The 19,387-nt window shown below is 62.7% G+C and carries 12 protein-coding genes; 8 read left to right on the plus strand and 4 right to left on the minus strand.

Annotated elements, in window-relative coordinates; all coding sequences use genetic code 11:
• Positions 1–24 precede the first annotated feature (24 nt).
• From HNQ60_RS11880 to HNQ60_RS11900, 5 genes are all read left to right on the plus strand, one after another.
• Positions 25–1,065: an alpha/beta hydrolase gene (locus tag HNQ60_RS11880; RefSeq protein WP_184332019.1), complete on the plus strand. Its 1,041-nt coding sequence runs from the start codon at positions 25–27 to the stop codon at positions 1,063–1,065.
• On the plus strand, positions 1,062–1,949 hold the full coding sequence (locus HNQ60_RS11885) for a shikimate dehydrogenase (protein ID WP_184332021.1): 888 nt from the start codon (positions 1,062–1,064) through the stop codon (positions 1,947–1,949). Before HNQ60_RS11880 ends, HNQ60_RS11885 begins: the two co-directional genes overlap by 4 nt.
• A 164-nt stretch (positions 1,950–2,113) precedes the next feature.
• A complete protein-coding gene (locus tag HNQ60_RS11890) occupies positions 2,114–5,011 on the plus strand; it encodes a TonB-dependent receptor plug domain-containing protein (RefSeq protein WP_184332023.1) in 2,898 nt (965 codons plus the stop codon).
• Between the two features lie 38 nt (positions 5,012–5,049).
• Positions 5,050–6,150 carry a hypothetical protein gene (locus HNQ60_RS11895; RefSeq protein WP_184332025.1) on the plus strand — a complete coding sequence of 367 codons (1,101 nt, stop codon included), beginning with the start codon at positions 5,050–5,052 and terminating at the stop codon, positions 6,148–6,150.
• Positions 6,151–6,277: 127 nt separating this feature from the next.
• Positions 6,278–8,524: a patatin-like phospholipase family protein gene (locus HNQ60_RS11900; protein WP_184332027.1), complete on the plus strand. Its 2,247-nt coding sequence runs from the start codon at positions 6,278–6,280 to the stop codon at positions 8,522–8,524.
• A gap of 14 nt (positions 8,525–8,538) precedes the next feature.
• Here the strand turns inward: HNQ60_RS11900 and HNQ60_RS11905 are convergent, their stop codons facing one another.
• Together HNQ60_RS11905 and HNQ60_RS11910 are read right to left on the minus strand one after the other, a co-directional pair.
• A complete protein-coding gene (locus HNQ60_RS11905) occupies positions 8,539–15,255 on the minus strand; it encodes a translocation/assembly module TamB domain-containing protein (RefSeq protein WP_184332029.1) in 6,717 nt (2,238 codons plus the stop codon).
• Positions 15,256–15,488: 233 nt separating this feature from the next.
• Positions 15,489–15,722, minus strand: coding sequence for a hypothetical protein (locus tag HNQ60_RS11910; protein ID WP_184332031.1), 234 nt, complete (start codon positions 15,720–15,722; stop codon positions 15,489–15,491).
• Positions 15,723–16,102: 380 nt separating this feature from the next.
• Between HNQ60_RS11910 and HNQ60_RS11915 the strand changes: the two genes are divergently transcribed.
• Together HNQ60_RS11915 and HNQ60_RS11920 are read left to right on the plus strand one after the other, a co-directional pair.
• Positions 16,103–16,495, plus strand: coding sequence for a bactofilin family protein (locus HNQ60_RS11915; protein ID WP_184332033.1), 393 nt, complete (start codon positions 16,103–16,105; stop codon positions 16,493–16,495).
• Between the two features lie 54 nt (positions 16,496–16,549).
• Positions 16,550–17,050, plus strand: a complete 501-nt coding sequence (locus tag HNQ60_RS11920) for a bactofilin family protein (protein ID WP_184332035.1) — start codon at positions 16,550–16,552, stop codon at positions 17,048–17,050.
• An 82-nt stretch (positions 17,051–17,132) separates the two neighbouring features.
• Here the strand turns inward: HNQ60_RS11920 and HNQ60_RS11925 are convergent, their stop codons facing one another.
• On the minus strand, positions 17,133–17,963 hold the full coding sequence (locus tag HNQ60_RS11925; protein WP_184332037.1) for a metal-dependent hydrolase: 831 nt from the start codon (positions 17,961–17,963) through the stop codon (positions 17,133–17,135).
• A gap of 75 nt (positions 17,964–18,038) precedes the next feature.
• Here HNQ60_RS11925 and HNQ60_RS11930 point away from each other — a divergent pair, with 75 nt between their 5' ends.
• Positions 18,039–18,662, plus strand: coding sequence for a TetR/AcrR family transcriptional regulator (locus HNQ60_RS11930; RefSeq protein WP_221304161.1), 624 nt, complete (start codon positions 18,039–18,041; stop codon positions 18,660–18,662).
• Positions 18,663–18,802: 140 nt separating this feature from the next.
• Here the strand turns inward: HNQ60_RS11930 and HNQ60_RS11935 are convergent, their stop codons facing one another.
• A complete protein-coding gene (locus HNQ60_RS11935) occupies positions 18,803–19,339 on the minus strand; it encodes a carboxymuconolactone decarboxylase family protein (RefSeq protein WP_184332039.1) in 537 nt (178 codons plus the stop codon).
• Positions 19,340–19,387 lie beyond the last annotated feature (48 nt).

Consider the following 19,387-nt stretch of genomic DNA (forward strand, 5'->3'; position numbering starts at 1 on the left):
GCAAATGTCTGACCGGGGGTATCGATGAAGGTTGGGTTCCTGAGCACGGTGCTGATCGGCGCCGCCGTCGCGACGCTCGCCGCGCGAGCAGAAGCGCCCGCGGTGGATGCTGCCGTCGCTGCGGCTCCAGTGCTCGATGATCGCTATCCGCGTGTCGCTGCTGAGTTTGCAGGCGACGTCGAAAGCTTTCCCGATCTGGTCTACTCCGTTCTGCCGGGATACCGGCCTCTGCGACTCGATCTCTACAAGCCGAAGCGCTCAGCCGCGAGCGCTGCCGGCTTTCCGTTGGTGGTCTACATTCACGGTGGTGGCTGGCAGAGCGGACATACGCGTCACTCGGGCGCATTCGCGAACTGGCCGGCGGTGCTGGCGAAACTCTCATCGAAGGGCTATGTCGTCGTTTCCGTGGAGTACCGATTGAGCTCCGAAGCGCGATTTCCGGCGGCGCTGCAGGACGTGAAAACCGCGATTCGCTGGTTGCGCGCCAGGAGCATTGACTACTCGATCGACAGGGCGAAGGCCGTGGTCTGGGGCGGTTCCGCGGGCGGACAACTCGCTGCGCTCGCAGCTACATCATGCGGCATCGAGGAGCTCGCGCCGAAGTTCACGAAGGATGGCAAACCTGACACGACATCGGTGCTGGCGGCGCAGTCAGATTGCGTGCAAGGCCTCGTTGCCTGGTATGGCGTGTTCGACTTCGCTGCACAGCCGCTGGCGAATCAGCGCCCGGAAAGCGCCGACTCGCCGGTTGGCAAGTACCTCGGATGCAATCCCGCGGACTGCGGACCCACTGCGGCACTCGCGAGTCCGATCACTCATGTGGAAGCGCGCGATCCGCCTGCGCTCCTGATTCATGGTGAAATCGACAAGGTCGTACCGGCTGCTCAGTCGAAGGCGTTCAATGCAGCGCTTCGAGCGAGGAATGTGCCCGTGGAGCTGATGATCATTCCCGGCGTCGATCACAGCTTCATTGGATCGAGCGAGGGTCAGACGCGCGAAGCCAGCCTTGCCGCGCTGTCGAAGACCTTTGCGTTCATCGATGCGACGATCGGAGGAAAGCCGTGAGCGCGACGGATCATCGTCGCGTCCTCGCGGGTCTCATCGGCTCGCACATCCAGGCTTCGCTCACGCCTGCCTTGCACATGCACGAAGGCGCGGAGCAGGGCATGCAGTATCGATACGAGCTCTTCGATCTCGATCGGACGACCGGTGGTCCGCTCGCTCTCAGTTCCCTGATCGCGTCCGCCCAGGAGCAGGGCTATGCCGGTCTCAACATCACGCATCCATGCAAGCAGACGGTTCTGCCGTTGCTCGACGAGCTGAGCGTGGATGCGAAGGCGCTCGGTGCGGTGAACACCGTCGTCCTCGCAGGGGGACGAAGGGTGGGCCACAACACCGACTGGTGGGGCTTCGCGGAGAGCTTCAAGCGCGGCCTGCCCGACGTTCCGATGGGTCATGTCGTTCAACTCGGCGCCGGCGGTGCGGGTGCTGCCGTCGGCTACGCAATGCTGAAACTCGGTGCGGCATCACTCAGCATTCTGGATATCGACAAGGACAGGATGCACGCGCTCGTCGAAACGCTGAGCAAGCTTTTTCCCTCTCAGCGCGTGCAGGCAATCAGCGATCTACCCGGCGCGATGGCAACAGCCGATGGCCTCGTGCATGCCACTACCACCGGGATGGCGAAGAATCCAGGACTGCCGCTGCCGCGGGAGCTGCTGGGTGCGCGTCACTGGATCGTCGAAATCGTCTACTTCCCGCTCGAAACAGAGCTGCTGAAGACCGCCCGCGCAATCGGTTGTCGCACGCTCGATGGCGGCGGCATGGCGATCTTCCAGGCTGTGGGTGCATTCCGCCTGTTCACCGGCATCGAGCCTGACGCCGACCGGATGGCACGCCATTTCGATTCGCTCGCGCGGCGACCCGCCGCATTCGCGACCGCTGAATAGCTTCGAAGGAAACCGTATCGCCATTCACGCCTGAAGAATGTACGAACCAGTGCGGGATTGGCGCTGGAGGACGACTGGCCACGGAGGGACGAACGGGCAAAGAACCCGTGAATCGATCGATGTGCACCGAGGGTGCATGCGTAGAACTTTGACTGGGGGATAACATGATCAACTTGCACTACGGGCGTCGCGCCCGCGGCACTTCCAGCGCCGCGCTTGCGATGACGATCGCCGCCATCCTGAATGCTTCCGCTGCCGGCGCACAGGAAGCCAAGCCGGGCACACTCGAAGAGGTGATCGTCACGGGGACGCTCATCTCCGATCCGAACCATGTCGCGCCGAGCCCGATCGTCATCGCCTCGGCCGAGGAGCTGAGGCAGACGGGTGCGGTGACGCTGGAAGCCTCGCTCAATCAGTTGCCGCAATTCTCGCCAGCCGGCACCGCCGGCAACGGCGGACAGGGAACCGGTGGTCATGCGACGGTGAACCTGCGCGGCCTCGGTTCGAACCGCAACCTGGTGCTGCTCGACGGCCGTCGACTCCCACTGGCCGACATTTCCGGCAACGTGGATATCAACCTGATTCCGGATTCCGTGCTTGCCAGCGTGCAAACGATCACGGGCGGCGCCTCCGCCGTGTACGGCTCGGACGCTATGTCGGGCGTGGTGAACTTCATCACGCTCGGTCACTTCGAAGGCATCACCGCCGACGTCCAGTACGGGAACTCCGAGCGGGGCGACTATGAGCAGGTCACGGCCTCGTCGGCTTTCGGCACGAGCTTCGCCGACGGCAAGGGAAACGCGTTGATTGCCGCAGGCTACTCGACACGCGAAGGGTTGTCGGGCGCGAAGCGCGAGTTCTTCGAGTTCGTCACGCCCTCATCCTTCATCGGGCAGGGCACGTTCGTGCCCTCGGCGACCAACTTGCCCAATCAGGCGGCGGTCAACACGCTGTTCGCGAGTTACGGCGCCGTCACACCGGTGAGCAACACCCTGAACCTCGGGTTCAATGACAACGGAACACTGTTTACGCAGACCGGCGCCAAGAACTACCAGGGCCCCACTACGGACGGCTACGCGATCATCGCGGGCAACGTGCGCATGCCCGTCGGTCCGCAGACGATGATCATGAATCCGCTCGACCGGACATCCGTCTTCAGCAAGTTCGACTACGAGTTCAGTCCGGATCTCACACTGTACGGGCAGTTCATGTATGTCGATTCCGAGGTCCACACGAGCAGCGGCGGCAGCCTCACGCAGTTTGGCACGTTGACGACGATTCCAATCACCAATCCCTTCATTCCGAACGACCTGCGCACGTTGCTCGCCTCGCGCCCGAATCCGAACGCGCCCTTCACCTGGAACGGTCGCTACGTCGGGATTCCCGCGAAGGCGTGGGATGAGTCGTACACCACAGCCCAGTACCTGGCGGGACTCAAGGGCTCGCTGCCCTGGAAAAACTGGACCTGGGATGTCTACGGTGCGTATGACACGACTGATCACGTTCAGTCGAACTATCACGCGGTGCTGAAGAGCCGCGTCCAGGCGCTGTTGAATGCACCCGACGGAGGCAATTCCATCTGCGCGGGCGGATTCAATCCATTCTCGCTTGCGAACAGCAGGAACATCTCGGATGCGTGCGAAGCGTACATGACGACGACTGCGACGAGCACGGAAGCCTTGTCGCAAACGAACTTCCAGGGCGTCGTGCAAGGCAGTCTGTTCTCTCTGCCGGCCGGCGACATGAAGCTCGCACTGCTGGGGTCGTATCGCGAGAACACCTATCGCTCGAACCCCGACTCGCAACTCGCCGCGCAGAACATCGAAGCGGTCATCGCCTCACAGGCGTCCATCGGTGAATACGACGTCACCGAGTTCGCCGGGCAGATCGACATCCCGGTCCTCAGTGGATTGCCGCTGATCGAGCAGTTGAATATCGGCGCCGCGTTCCGTCGCTCCGACTACTCGACGTCGGGAAGCGTGGACAGCTACGAGGGGGACATCAAGTGGACACCGGTTCCGGGCCTGCTGATTCGCGGCGGCTATCAACGTGCGGTGCGCGCACCGAACATCGGCGAGTTGTTCGCGGCGGATACGGGCGGCCAGATTGCGTTCGGTACGCCACCGGCAGCGATCGGCGATCCCTGCGATATCCGTTCAACAGCACGCACGGGAGCCGGAGGCAGTGACGTGCGATCGCTGTGTCTTGCGCAGGGTATTCCGGCCAGCGTCATCGACACGTACACGTTCCCAACGACTGCGACCGCCAGCCTGACTCACGGCAATCCAGCGCTCGCTCCCGAGACCGCCAATACCTACAACATCGGGTTCTCGTGGAACTCGCGGGCCGAGTCGCCGTGGCTGAGCAACATGTCCGTTTCGCTCGACTACTACAGCATCGACATCGAAGACGTGATTTCCGTGGTACCGGGGCTCACTGCATTGAGCAAGTGCTATAACCTCGATGGCTCCAATCCTTCGTACGCAGTGAACAACCCGTTCTGCACGCTGCTGACGCGCGATTCGAACGGACTGCTGCAACTCATCGAAACGCCGTATCTGAATCTCGGCGGCTTGCGTACCAGCGGCGTCGACCTGCAGCTCTCGTGGAGTGCGGACGTAGGGCCCGGCAATCTCTACTTCAGCACCGGCGTCGGCTACTCGGAGGAGTTCGCCGTCCAGACGCTGCCCGGAACGCAGTTCCAGGACTACGGCGGCACGAACACGATCGGCTCCAGTCATCCCGAGCTGAAGGCACTGACGACGCTCGGATACGGATTCGGCGGTGCAACGGTCGCTGTTCGCTGGCGTTTCCAGGATGCGATGGCTGATGTGACGTCCGTGACGACGCCGACCAATCCCGGCGTCGGTGTGCCCACCTACAATCTGTACGATCTCGTGGCCACCTACGAGCTGAACGATCAGTGGCAGTTCCGCGCGGGCGTGACGAACCTGACGGATGAGGAATCCGTGTTCGTGTCGAGCTCACAGACGAGCACTGACACGAGTGTGTTCGATCCCGTCGGCCGCTCGTACTATTTCGGCGTGAAGTTCTCGATGTAGATGCAAAGGGGAGGGGCACGAGCCCCTCCCTTCCCGTCATGTCGAAGCCAGTTCGCGCCGCGCTTCTTATCCTGCTGTGCGTCGCGTCGCCGGTCGGCGTGTCACGCAGCATCGCACAGCCCGCGTCGAGTGCCGGTTGTGCCGCTGCAAACGGACTCGAGTTCATCTGCGGCGCGGAGAGACCCGAAGATCTCGCACGCATTCCCAACACGCGCTGGATCATCGCCAGCGGATTCGCCAACGGCGCCGGCCTCAAGCTCATCGATAGCGACGTTCGATCGATGCGGCACTGGTATTCGGGTACAGCTCAACAGCAAGCACTGGATGCTCAACGCTTTCCTGATTGTCATTCCGCACCGGATGCGTCCATCTTCAATGCGCAGGGAGTCAGCCTGCGGCCCGGCAAGGACTCGCGCCATACGCTGTATGTCGTGAATCATGGTGGGCGTGAAGCAATCGAGATATTCACGGTCGACGCAACAGCCGGTGAGCCTGCGCTGATCTGGAATGGCTGTGCGCTGATGCCCGAAGGGTTCGCCGCGAACAGCGTCGCCAGCTACTCGGACGGCACGATTCTCGCGAGTGTGCTCACGCGTCCCGGAAAGACGATCACGGATTTCTGGCGGGGCGAGATCACCGGTGGAGTCTATGAATGGCGACTGGGGCGTCGGGGATTTCAGCTGCTGCCTGGCACCGAGTTGCCGGGGAACAATGGGATCGAGACCTCGCGCGATGACAGGGCGTTCTACGTCGTCGCTTTCGGATGGCGCGCTGTCGTGGTCTTCGACCGTGCGAATCCCGCGAGTTCGGCGCGCCGCCTGCAGGCGCCCGGATTCATGCCTGACAACATTCACTGGGACGGCGATCGATTGTTGCTCGCCGGAATGCAGTACGACGAGCCGGCTTGCGGAGGAATCCGAAAGATCATCGACGGCAAGGCCGACGACATGCGATGTCATCGCGGCTACACGGTTGCGGAGCTCGATCCGACGGCTCTGGCCTTCCGAATCGTCGCGTACTCGGAGCCGAATCCGGCGTTCAACGGCGTCTCCGCAGCCGTCGTCGTCGGAAAATCGCTCTGGCTCGCGTCGTATCAGGCGGATCGAGTCGCCGTCCGAGGACTTCCCCGACCCGAATGACTCGGCCTCCGCGGGCCGGGTCGACAGAAAGTCTTCGACATCCTGCAATTGACGTTGACGCGGGAGTCCCCTCAGCATCCGACCGGAACGGCAGGACGGCGCCGTTGGTCGTGTGAGGGAGGTTGCCATGGGGTTGATCAGGTTCCCGCGTGCTGTTGTGGGAGGGTTGCTTGCGCTGACGTTCAGCGTCACAGCAGCGGGCGCCGGGCAGGAGCGGATCGGGCTCGTGCTCGGCGGCGGCGGTGCCCGGGGCGGGGCGCACATCGGGGTGCTGAAAGTGCTCGAGCGCGAACGCATTCCCATTCACGCGATCGCCGGGACGAGCGTGGGATCGATCATCGGTGGGCTGTACGCGGCGGGGTACTCCCCGGAAGAGATCGAGGTGATCATCCGCTCGATCGACTGGATCGACATCTTCCACGACAACACCGATCGTCGGGACGAGCCGATGCGCCAGAAGGAAACCGATCTCGGCCGGCTCGCAAACCTGGAAATCGGGCTGGCCGAAGATGGCAGCCTCACTATCCCCACCACGCTCATTCGCGGCCAGAAGCTTGGGTTGCTGCTGCGGCGCATGTTCCTTGGCCGGGCCAACATCAGCACGTTCGACCAGCTGCCGATTCCGTTTCGTTGTGTTGCCACGGACATCGGCGTCGTCAAACCGGTAGTGTTCGATTCTGGCGATCTCGCGCTCGCGATACGGGCGAGCATGGCGGTGCCAGGTGCGTTCGCGCCAGTGAAGCACGACGGCAAAGTGCTGGTGGACGGCGGCGTCGTCGACAATGTGCCGATCGATGTCGCGCGCCAGATGGGGGTCGATCGCCTGATCGTCGTCGACGTAGGACAGCCGCTCGCGCCAGCCGAAACGGTGCATTCGGGCTTCAGCATCATGCTGCAGATGATCAGCGGAATGATGCGTGACCGCACCGATGAGCGGCTCGCGACGTTGAACGAGGACGACATATTCATCCGCCCGACGCTTCACGGCATCACCACTGCCAGCTTCCCGCGTGCTGCCGACGGCATCGATCCGGGCGAGCAGGCTGCGCTTGCGGTCGTCGAGAAGTTGCGGTCGTTCTCCGTGTCGGAGGATGAGTACCGGGCGTGGCAGAAGACACAACGATACGAATACCCCTCGCATCCAGAAATTTCGTATGTGCACGTGGATGCCAGCCAGAGTCGCACGTCGGAGTTCGTGCACGATCGGATCAGCCAGCAGCCGGGCGAGAAGTTCGACCCGGACAGGGTCGAAAGCGACATTCGCGGCGCCTACGGCCGCGGAACGTACGATTCGATTTCGTATCACCTCTCGACGAACGAACAAGGTCAGACCGGCCTCGAGGTGCTGCCGGTGGATTCCGCGCTCGGTCGCACCGTGTTCCGGCTCGGGCTGCAGATCAGCGATGACTTCGAAGGCAATGACGACTACCAGCTGAACATCGAGAGTCGCGTGACGAGCCTGAATGAAAAGGGTGCGGAATGGCGGACTTTCGTCGGCCTCGGTCGAGTCACCGCGGCAGAGACGGATTTCTACCTGCCGTTCTCCGAGCGTGGCAACTGGTTCTTCTCGCCGCTCGCTGCGTACTACGCGCTCAATCAGCCTGTTATCGCCGACGATGGCTCGTTCAGCGAGGACCTGGCGCTCGCGCAGTATCGAGTCGAGAGCTGGTACGGAGAGCTCCGGATCGGTCGCGACTTTGGTGATCGCTTGCGGATTTCCGCCGCGGCATTGCGTGGCCAGGATCATGCTGATCTGACGATCGGCCTGCCCAACATATTTCCCACAACTGACCTCGCCGACGTCGGAGGATTCAACGCGACGATTCTCTGGGACAGCCTGGACAACGTGAGATTTCCGAGACGTGGCATGCGGGCCGAAGTCAGCTACACGTCGTATGACACGCACATGGGATCGGACGAAGACGGCAACCTGCTGCGCGTGAGCATCGACAAGGCACTCAGCTTCGGACGCAACACATTCCTGCTCGGCGGCCGCGCTTCATTGGCGAAGGATTCGGTCGATGCACAGCAGTCGGGCGCGACGCTGGGCGGACTCACTTATCTGTCGGGCCTGCGCGATCGCCAGCTCTTCGGCGATCAGATGCTGCTGGTGAGGTCGATCTACTATCACCGACTGACGCAGCAGGGCCTGCTCTTCGACGTCCCGATGTATCTCGCGGGCAGCGTCGAAGGCGGCAATGTGTGGGAAGACTATGATGATGTGTCGTTCAACGACCTGATCGGCGCCGCCAGCATTTTCTTCGGCATCGACCTGCCGATCGGCCCGCTGCAGCTCGGCTACGGCCAGACGTTCGACGGCCGCAGCGCGATCTACCTGACGTTCGGGTCGCTGGTGTTGCCGGACTATAGATGACCAGCCGGCTGTTCTCAGAACATCTGCCCCACCGAAAAATGCACATGCACCTTCTCATCCCCGAAACCGGTCGTCAGCGGATAGCCGAAATCGAGTCGCAGCGGCGCCAGTGGCGTGCGAATGCGAAGGCCAATGCCCGCGCCCACTGCGAGATCGTTGAAGGCGATGTCTTCGAAACGTGCGAACGTGTTGCCGGCATCGACGAACGCGACACCGCTGACCGGCCCCCAGATCGGGAACCGGGCTTCGGTATTGAGCACGACGAGCTGAGTTCCACCGAGCTCGAGCTCTCCGACGCTCACCGCGGAGAGCGAGCCTTCGGAGTAGCCGCGAACCGAATTCGTGCCGCCAGCCGTGAAGAACAGATCGATTGCCGAAAGCGGCGCCGTGCCCGAATAGCCGTGGACGGTACCGAATCGGGTGCCGGCCGCGAACGTCACCGGTCCCCATGAGAAGAGCTGCGATTGCCGCCACAGAAACCGGTAGTAGCCGAGATCGGATCCCAGCCACTCCGTGCCCAGCTGAAGACTCAAGCTGCTGTACCAGCCGCGCGTTGCGTCGAACGCACTGTCGCGATGATCGATGATCGCGGCGATCGACGGGCCGGCGAGGTTGCCCGAGGTATTCAACTCGGTGGTGCCGTCGGAAAAGTGCACGTCGTCGTAGTTGTAGTCATACGCCCAGGTGAGCTCGATGTTCGGTGTCCACTGCCAGCGCTGTTCGATGGAGAAGTCGTGTTGAAGATGATCGAGCGTAATGCCTTGCGAATGCGCGCTCTCATCGCGACCGCTGAGATAGATGCTGGTGCGAATGGGCCAGCCGAACGAGCGGGGAGCGGAGAACAGCGCTGACAACGCACCGAGATCGGGTGTCCATTGGCCACCCAGGCTCGCTTCCATCGCGCGACCCAGGAAGTTCCGATCGGTCAGGTCCGCCGACACACCATAGGACAAGGTGTCGTCGCTGACGCCGGCGATTTCCGCGCCGGTGGACACTTCGAGACCGTATCTGAACTGGTATCGGCGCGGCTCTTCAGTGCGCACCCACGCAAGCACGGATTGCTGGTTGCCTGCGTGATCGACGCTCGACGGTTCGAAGTCGACGCTGACCTGCCGGAACGAGCCGATGTCGTACAGGTTCTGCCGCGTCTTCTCCAGGGCATCCTGTCCGGCGATATCACCCGCTTTCAGAGTCACCGCCTGCGTCACGAGCTTCGACGATGTGGTCTCCGCGCCGACGATGCGGACATCCTCGATGACCTGCTGCGCACCTTCTTTGACGATGACGTTGAGTGCGACCCGCGAGTTCGGCTTGTCGTGTGCCGTCTTTATATCGACAGTCGCGTCGCGATAGCCCAGCCGCATGTAGTAGCGCTTGAGCCGTTGACGGCCTTCGTTCACGGCGGCCGAACCAAACGGAGCACCGACTGGAAGATTCAGCGCCGCCAATGCGGCGTCGCGGCGTGCTGGATCGGCTCCCTTGATTTCAACCCTAGACACGAGCGTCTGCGGGCCTTCCACGATTTCGATCGGCAATACGGCCGAACTGCCGTCGAAAGTCGGTTTGCCCGCTTTCACTTTCGTATCGAGATACCCGAGTCGTGCGTATCGGCCTCGCACGATTCGCAACACCGAGTCGGGATCGACCCAGACGCTCGTCGGACCGGTCTGCGTGTCGGCGAGCGCATTCAGATCGGCGCTGGAAACGGCCTCGTTGCCTTGCCAGTTCAGCCGCAGCTTCGAGGTCTGCGGTCCTCTCTCGATGCGGACGATGGCCTTGGCGAGATCGGGAGTGTCGGAAACGATTTCGACGTCCACCTTCGCCTGAAGGTAGTTGCGCTCGGCGAACTGCTGGCGTGCTGTTCGCGCGAACTGGTCTTTCAGGATCTGCGCGACCGGAATACTGCGCCACACGTTGTTCATGGCTTCCATGCCGGCCTTCGGCAGCTTGTCCGCCGGGAACTCCAGCACCGTCAGTGGACCGCGCTGGATCTGGTAGTCGAGGGCGACATTCGACGCACCATCGCCCGCGACGGTTTCCTTCCGCGTGGGAATGATGCGAACGCGCTGGTAGCTGCGATCGCGATAGAACGTTTCGAGATGCGAACGATCCTCGGTCCAGCGCCGGACGTCGAATGTGCTGCCGGATTTCAGCTTCAGGCCGCGGCTCAGTTCTTCGACGGGAAAGCCGGGAGTGCCGCCGAACGTGACGTCACTGACCTTGCGTTGCCGTGTCGAGGTTCGTGACGCCGTCGCCGTCGGCGCCCGTCCGCCAGGACCGAACAGAACCGTGCGCCGGAATTCGAGGCTGCGTTCCGTGTCTTCGACCGAGGCCGCGCGGAACTGATAGTTGGGCCACGGCTTCCAGTCGAGCACCCACGTCAGTGCGCCGGTCTCGAGATTGTCGGAAAGGATCAGGGTGAATGTGCGCCCGAGCGATTTCGAGACCGTGACATGCTGCGCGGAGTCCAGGTTCTTGGAAACGAGATCGAGGTCCGCCGTGCCGATGCTCACTGAGTCGAGGCCGACGAACTTGCCCGCGAAGCCGAGGATGTCGTTGGATGCTGCCGCGAGCGCGAATTGATTGGAGTCTTCGACACCACCCCGCGTCGATTCCACCGAACCCGTGACGATCAGCGATTTCAGGTCCCGTTCGCTGAGCGGCGGCGATGAGCTGTAGGACGTCTCGATCCGGCCGGCCGTACCGCTGATGCGCAACGTCACGTCGTACTTGTCGATCTTGGTTTCGCCTATGACATCGAGCGTCGGCTGCAGACCCTCCGCGGGCGAGAAGTGCAGGGAGCTGGCGCGCAATTCGTACGAGCGGCCGCCCAGGCGAATGCGTCCGCCATCGAGCGTATCGATTCGCCCTGTCAGCGCTGGCGCCTCGATCGTGCCGACGAGGCGCAGATCGGGAATCAGCTCGATATCGCCAGCGCTGTTGTCGATGACGACCGGATCGGTCGTCTGGACGCCGACGTCCAGTCGCGTGGCTGCGAACCATTCGGGCAGGGTGGATTCGTCGGAGTAGTCTTCGGTGGTGAGCGCGTCGACCATTTCGAGGATGCGCGTGATCGGCTCGGTGTAGCGATTCGCGGTGATCGTCGCATTGCCGGCAATGGTCGATACGCCGTCGACTGGCTGCCAGACCAGGGAGGTCGAGGTCTGGCTGTAGAGTCCGCGCGGATAGTCGAGCATCACATCCTGTGCATCGAGACTGATGCGCCCTTTGGGTGTCTGGCTGGACAGATCGATGCGGCCGTCGATCTTCACTGCACCGCCGTTGAGGTTTCCCGCGAGCTGATCGATCTCCAGGTTCCGGTCGCCCAGGCGCAAATGTCCGGACCAATCGGACAGCATCAGCCGCGATTCGGGAATCGCCCAGTCGGCATCGTCGAGAGCGATGTTGGCCGTCAGGCGCGGATCGGCTGCAGAACCATTGAGCGCGACGCGGCCCGAGACGCGGCCGGTCATTCCGCGGCTCGCGATCGCCTCGAGCAGACTGAGATCCGCCTGCAGATCCAGCGTCAGATCGTGAGTGCCGTCCGGCGTGAGTGCGACGCGGCCGTGACCAGTGACTTCGTTGCCGGTGCCTTGCCATCGAAGCTGTTGCAGTGTCGCTTCGCCACCGGCGATTCGCACGATGGTCGGTTCCGCCTGCACGAGTTCTTCGCTGCGACTCGCGATGCGACCGCTCTCGATCCGGACTTCTCCCTGCAGCGCCTGCAGTGACGGCTGCAATGCAACGAGATGCGCCGCCACGTCCACGTTGGCGCTCGAACGAACCTGCTCTTTGGTCTCGTCGTCGGAAGCGGGCGCCCATGCGAGAGCGGCTCTGGCGTCGAGCGTTGCGGGTTCGTTCGAACCGTCCGCGACGAACTTCCAGCCTGCCGGCAACCAGTCGTTCGCCCAGCTCAGAGGAATGCGGCCCGTGGCATGAGCTTCGCCATCGTTCGTCGTACCGCGAAATTCCGTGATCGCGGCGCGCGATCCAGTGAAGTCCACTCGCAACTCTGCGTCTCTCAGGAGGGCGGCATCTTTGTGCGAGATTGCCAGCTCGGGCGCCGACAGGTTGCCTCGCAAGGCCAGTCCGGACGACGATCGCTGCAATTGCATTGCGCTCGAGATGCGGCCATCGACAGTGAATGGATCGTGCCCTTGCGCGGCCGAGGCGATGGGTCGCAGCGATGCAAGATCACCCTCGAGCGTCAGCGATGCATGGCCGTCCGGCTTGCGTAGCCCGAAATCGGCGGACATGCGCATTGCGACGTCACCGATCTTCGCGGTCGCCTCGTCCAGTTGCAGCCGTGCGTTGTCGAGCCGCGCACGAAGCGGCGATTCGACATGGATCGGAACGCCTTCCAGCGATGCATCCGACAGCGAAGCCTCGACGCCTACGGATGTCGCAAGAAGGTCGTCGGCCGCGCCACGGAATGAGATGTCACCGTCGACCTGACCGGCGACGTCAGCAGGCACACCGGCCGCAGCGAGCATCCCGGCGATCGACGCTCTCCGGACCCGGCCCTGGCCATTGAACGCGTAGGGTTCGCGCGTTGCGATCTGGCCATCGACATTCAATCCAAAGGTGGACTCGCGCAGGTGAAGGTTCACGATGCGATCCGACAGGTCGACGTTCGCATGCAGCGGGCCGACTCGCTGACTGCGCAGCTCGGCGCTGCTGATCGTCAGTGATGCGATTCCTTTCGGGCGATCGAGCGTGCCATCGATATCGATGCGCAGCGACGTGTCGTTGATCCGCGCGACGCCACCGTCGTCCGCGACCCAGCGAGCCGTGAGGTTCTCTCCCGAGCCCCGGAGCGACAGTTCCTTCGAGGCGAACGTGTACCGAGCGGATGCGTCGAGGCGACCTCCCTGCGGCTGCACGAGCTGCAATCGCTCGACATCGATGCTCTCTTTCGAGAAGCGGGCGTCGAAAGATGCGTTTCCGATGGGGTTACCGTCGAAGGCGAGTCGCTGTCCCCGCATCGCAATGCGGCCCTTGGGCGCCGCGATGGGTCCGGCCCAGCTCGCTGATGCAATCAGGTCACCTTGCACGCCAGCCTGTTTCGCAGCGGACAGCGCGGAGTTCAGTCGAAGCGTGCCGGTTGACGTTGCATCGCCCAGATTCGCGGCGAACTGTGCTTCCAGATCGGCGTTTGGCCACGGGTCGACCCGCAGCCCCGGGGCTTTGAGGTGGCCGTCGATCTGCAACGCACCGAGCGTTCCGTTCAGCGTTCCCTCGAGCCTGGCGGTGCCGGACGTTGTCGAGGCATCGACAGGATCGAGCGGAATGCCCCAGGCCTGAATTCGCTCGAGGGCTGCCCCAACATCCGTAACGTTCAACGCCACTCGCCCGTGAACCGGAGCGTCGCGCCACGCATTGGCCTCCGCGCCGAGAGCCTTCATTCCGAGTTCTGCCGTGAGCTTCGCGTTCCAGGCACTCTCGCTGCTCGCCGTCAGCGCGATATCTGTCAGCGAGCCTCGCGGCACGGCATCGATGTCGATGTCGACGACTTCGCCTGCTGCACCGGCTGCGGCGTCCAGCCGCAGGTGTATTTGCGGCGGCTCTCCCGCAGTGGCCGCTGTCCATCGAAGCTCTGCTGTTCCGGTGCTCGGCAACGGGCGGCGTTCGCCGTGCGTTGCGATGAGCTGTCGAAGATCCAGCGTCTTCCATTCGGTACTGACGCGGCTCGTTGCGCCCGTATCGATTGACCCGGTCGCCTGCAACTCGCCTCCTGCGATTCGTACCCGCAGGCGTTCCACCTCAACCGTTCCCGAATGCCATGCGCCGGCGAGTTCCGCCTCGCTCGCCGCGTAATGCGCCCATGTGAGATCGCGACCGGACCCATGGAGCTCGGCAGCGGGGTCGACGAGCGCACCGCGCACCCGGCCAGATAGTGTCAGCACGCCGGCCAGCGGTTCAGGTGTCTTATCTGTCCTCCAGGTCGCAAGATCGCTCGTCCCCTCGAGGCGCAGATCGAGTTCGGGATGATCGCCTGCGACTTCGGCGAAGCCGTTGCCGGTCAGATGAGTCCCCGCGCCGATGGCGCGAAACTGGGCGATCGAAAGCTTCGTACCATCGAATGTCAGGTCGGCTTCGACGGACGTCAGATCCTGGCGCAGAGTCTCGAGATCGACGACCAAGCCACCCCGCGCTTCGATTCGTCCGGTGGCTTCCCGGCCGCCTTCGTGCGCTGTCACAGCGAGCCGGACGCCTCGTACCTCGTAGCGATGAGACTCGCGTTCGATGACAACGTCGAGCCCTTCGATATCGAGCGTGGGAATCCAGAGATCGCCTTTCTCATCCGCGCTCTCCCCGAACCTGGGGAGGTTGGTCGACCCGTTGCGTTCGTGAATCGAAAGCGTCGGTAGTCGCAGCGCGACCTCGCGAATGCGCACTTCGCCGAGAAGGATCTGAGGGCCCAGGCCGACAGAGACGCGTTCAGTGCTGAAGAAGGGCTCGTCGGGCGTAGCAACACCGGCGATGGAGAGGTTTTCCAGAGTCCCTGACAACGTAAGCACGTTGTATGTCAGAGCGCTGGCTCGCAGTATCAGGCCATGGGCGCGCGCGATGTCGACGATCTGCGCGAGAACATATGCACGCATCGGCGGAAGGTGCGCGATGGCGAGTGTTGCCAGAAGGATCGCGCCGATCCCGAGCACGACCCAGCCGACGGTTCGCCGCACAGGTCGCGGCGATCGCGGCAGAGGATCGCGATCGACTCCCTTCATGACTTCGGTCCGCTGAACGATGAGCGGTGGAACTGTTGTCTTATGGGCCAGCCGCCAGCTGAACGGAGGCCTCTCGATCAGTCATATACCGCGTGCGCGGGCCGTGCGCCATTCGCAACGCCCGTGCGGTCGAACTGACTATTCTTCCAGCCCTTCGAGCGGGCGCCGGAGGGCGATCTGGCGCCCAAGGTCTTGCCCGGTCTTGCCCGGGGTCCTGGTCTTATCGATTCAGGCTAGTTGTTTGGGGCAGTGTTTTCTGCCTCTTCCCGGTTCATGCGGGCGAGCCGCTGTTCAGCCTGGCGCGCCGCCTTCATCTCATCCGGAGATCGCTTTTCGGTCGGTGCGAATGAGTACACGCCCACCGCGCCGATCGGAGTAATCAGTGCTTTGGTGCTCGGGGTGCTCACACATCCACCGAGCGCGACAGCAGCGGCAAGGAAAATGAAAGTGTGTCGTAGCGACTTCATGCAGGAATATCTCCGTCACGATTTCCTGCTGTGTAAACGCACGAGACCGCCTGGAGGTTGAGTCGAAAGCGTTGCTTTTGCGCCGCGCTTCGCTCATCGGCGACGTCCATCGATCGACCACCTGCGTTAAAGAGTTCCCCTCCCGACTGACAAATTCGGTCACGTTGGCGATATTTCGGTGCGGCCGCGCCGCTGCGGTTTAACAGTTGTCGTTCACGCATTCAGGGAACCGATGCAATCGCATGAACGGCTTGTGACGGCGCGCACTGTCCGGGATGAACTGTGATGCCGTTCTCGCTGTGCATTCCGCGTCGCTGCGTAGAGTGCCGCTCGGCTCGCGATTCGCGAGACGTCTATCAAGAAAGCAAGGAGTGACAGGTATGAGCAATCCATACGATACCGCTTCCGAGCGGATGTCGATCCTGCCGCGCAGCCTGAAGTTCAAGGGCGAACTCTCGGCTGACGAGGATCTGTTGATTCAAGGCTCCATCGAAGGAACGATTCATCACACCCAGCGCGTGACGATCGGCACTGAAGGCAACGTCAAAGCCAGCATCAGCGCGCAGATCATCAAGGTCGAAGGAACCGTCGAGGGTGACCTGCAGGCAGGCAAGTCTGTGTACGTCGATCAGTCCGGCAATCTCCGCGGCAACATCCGCGCGCCGTCCGTGTGCCTCGTGGAAGGTTCGAACTTCAACGGCGCCGTGGACATGGGTTCTCGCGCGGCCCAGGCCAATCCGCGCGCCACGCGCACAGGGACGAACGGCGGCTAAACAAGCTGCAGGACGAGCGTGTCACTCTTTGACCGGATACTGAGGAGAAATAGCATGCGCAATCTGATTCTGGACACCCGCGCCGACAACGAGGCGACGCGGATCCAGCCGCAACCTTCCTTCGCCGTCCCGCCGCCGCGGCAGAGCGAACAGAAGGCGATCGCCGTTCTCGGCCCGACGCTGCGTTTCAAGGGCGAACTGAGCGCGGAAGAAGACTTCATCCTGCAGGGCCAGCTCGAGGGCTCGATCAATCACACGCAGAGCGTCACGATCGGCACCGACGGCTCCGTGGTCGGCAACATCCACGCCCGCCACATCACGATCGACGGCAAAGTGGAAGGCGACCTGCATGCGACCGAGGCGGTCGTCGTGCACGCCACCGGCGAGCTGACCGGCAACATCTTTGCTCCGAAGGTCGGCATCGTCGAAGGTGCTTTCTTCAACGGACGCGTCGAGATGGGCGAAGCCCGTGCATCAGGCCGCCGGCCCAATGCGCGACCCGGCGTGCCCCTTTCTTCGGAAGAGACGGAGCGAATGCTGTCGGAGGGCGATTGATTTCGTCGGACGAACGTCGATGAAATGAAAAGGGCTCACTTCATGTGAGCCCTTTTTCTTTGTGCGATGAGAAAGCGTGGATTCAGGTCGCGAGCTTCTCTTCGATGCCCGCGATGAGCGGGCGGTCATCGTGCTCCCAGGGATGGAACCCGGGGCGATAGAAACTCATGTACGCACCGAAGATCTTGCGCAGCATGCCCGGCTTCACGAAGTGGAATTTCAGGACGCGCCACCAGGTGCCCGGCTTGTTGATGCCGTCCTGGCGGAAGAAGTCCGCCATGTGACGGCGATTCGAACTCCAGAACTGGATGCTGATCAGCAGCATCACCTTGCAGCGGATGAAGTAGCGGCGCCAGGCCGGCATGTTCTTCGTCACGGCGAGATAAGTGTCGTAAGCGACGCTCTTATGTTCGATTTCCTCGATCGCATGCCATTGCCACAGCTTGCGTACGTCCGCGGGCGCGCCCGGCAGGGGATCGCGGTCGACGAGCAGCGAATGCGCCATGATCGCGGTGAAGTGCTCCAGGGCCACCGTCATCGCGAGCTGCCCGATCGGGTGCCGCGTACGGGCCAGATCCAGCCGCATCCGGGTGTGTGCGTCCATCGCGGTGGTGTCGTAGCCCGCGCCTTTGACGAGCTTGTTGAAGACCACGTGCTCGCGCGTATGCATGGCTTCCTGCTGCACGAACGCGTTGATCTGCTCCTTCAGGACGGGATCGACTTCATCGCGATAACGGCGCACCGCCTCGATGAAGAACGTTTCTCCTTGCGGGAACGTCACTGAAAGCGCATTGAAGAAGGCGGTCGCCACCGGATCGCCGCCGTGCCACCAGCGGGGATTGGTACCATCGCGCTCCACGTTCAGTTTGCGGGGCGTGATCGTGAGATCGGCGGGTGTGGTTGCACTTGCCATAAACGAGCCTCGGGCGGGGATCGGAAGCGATGCGGACCGCAGGCATCTAAATTCTTATTGAGATTGTTGTCAATAGTGGCTACCCAGAAAAAGCAGCTCACGAAACGCATCCGCCGGACCCCCGAGGAAGCCCGGGCCCTGGCGCTGGAATCAGCGCGACGTCTGCTGATCGCGGAAGGCCCTGATGCCATTACGCTTCAGGCCGTCGCCGCCGACCTGGGCATGAGCCACACCAACCTGATCCACCATTTCGGATCGGCCGGCGGCCTGCAATCCGCCCTGATGGGGGAAATGGTCCGGGAGCTCACATCGGTCCTGGAGAAGGCCGTCGAGCGCTTTCGGGCCGGCGAGGGCAGCGAGCAGGATTTCGTCGACATCGTCTTCGAGGTCTTCGACAAGGGCGGAGCGGGACGCCTGGCGGCGTGGATCGTGCTCTCGGGGGAATCGGACAAGCTCGAGCCCGTCGGCGAAGTCGTGCGGACCTATATCCGCAATGTCGAACGGGGTGCGGACGATGCCCACGGCGACGTGCATGAACGCATCACCTCAGCCTCGTTGCTGGTGACCCTGGCTGCGTTCGGCGATGCAGTGATCGGCGACAGCATCGGTTCGATGATGGGCCGCGAACGCAAAGCGATGCGCCGCATCATTGCCGAGCTGCTACCGATGGTGCTGATGCCCCCCAAGAGGGGGAAGTAAGAGGAGACAGAAGATTTTCCACGGGGAGCACGCGGCACCACGGGGTCAGAAAGAGTTCTTTCAAAGAAATTGTCTTTCCCCGTGTTCCCCCGTGCTCCCCGTGGAAAATCCGGGCTCCGTTCCGGCTCCGGCTACGTGCCTCAGCCCGCGTCCTCGATCTGCACGCCGAACGTGTTCAGCGCCATCGACACCATCGTGTACTGGCCGACGGTGAAGACGAGGTCGATGACCTGTTTCTCGTTGTAATGCTTCACCAGCGCTGACCACGTTGCGTCGGTGATGAATGAATCCCCATGCAGCTCATCGGTCGCTTGCAGGAGCGTGCGCTCAGCATCTGTCCATCCTTCCGCCGCTGCCCCGATCTTCGTTTTCTCGATCTCTGCGTCCGAGAGACCTGCCGCCTTGCCGACGCGGGTGTGCTGATGGAATTCATAGCCGGATCGACACAGATGCCCGACGCGAAGAATCGCGATCTCGCGATCCCGCGCCGGCAGCGATGACTTGAACAGGATGTGATTGCCGAACGGCGTCCAGCGCTTGTAGAGATCCGGATGCCGGACGAGCGTCTTGAAAATGTTCAGCACGCGCGCCGGATTGCCGCGAGTGAGCAGCTCGCGCTGCTCATCACTCCATTCCTGTTCCGCCAGCGGCGCAATCCGGGGCGCGTTCAGACGCATCGTGATCAGTGTCCTTGTCCGCTCTGACTAACCGCTAACCGCCAACCG

The sequence above is a fragment of the Povalibacter uvarum genome, from assembly GCF_014202975.1.
GTDB lineage: Bacteria > Pseudomonadota > Gammaproteobacteria > Steroidobacterales > Steroidobacteraceae > Steroidobacter > Steroidobacter uvarum.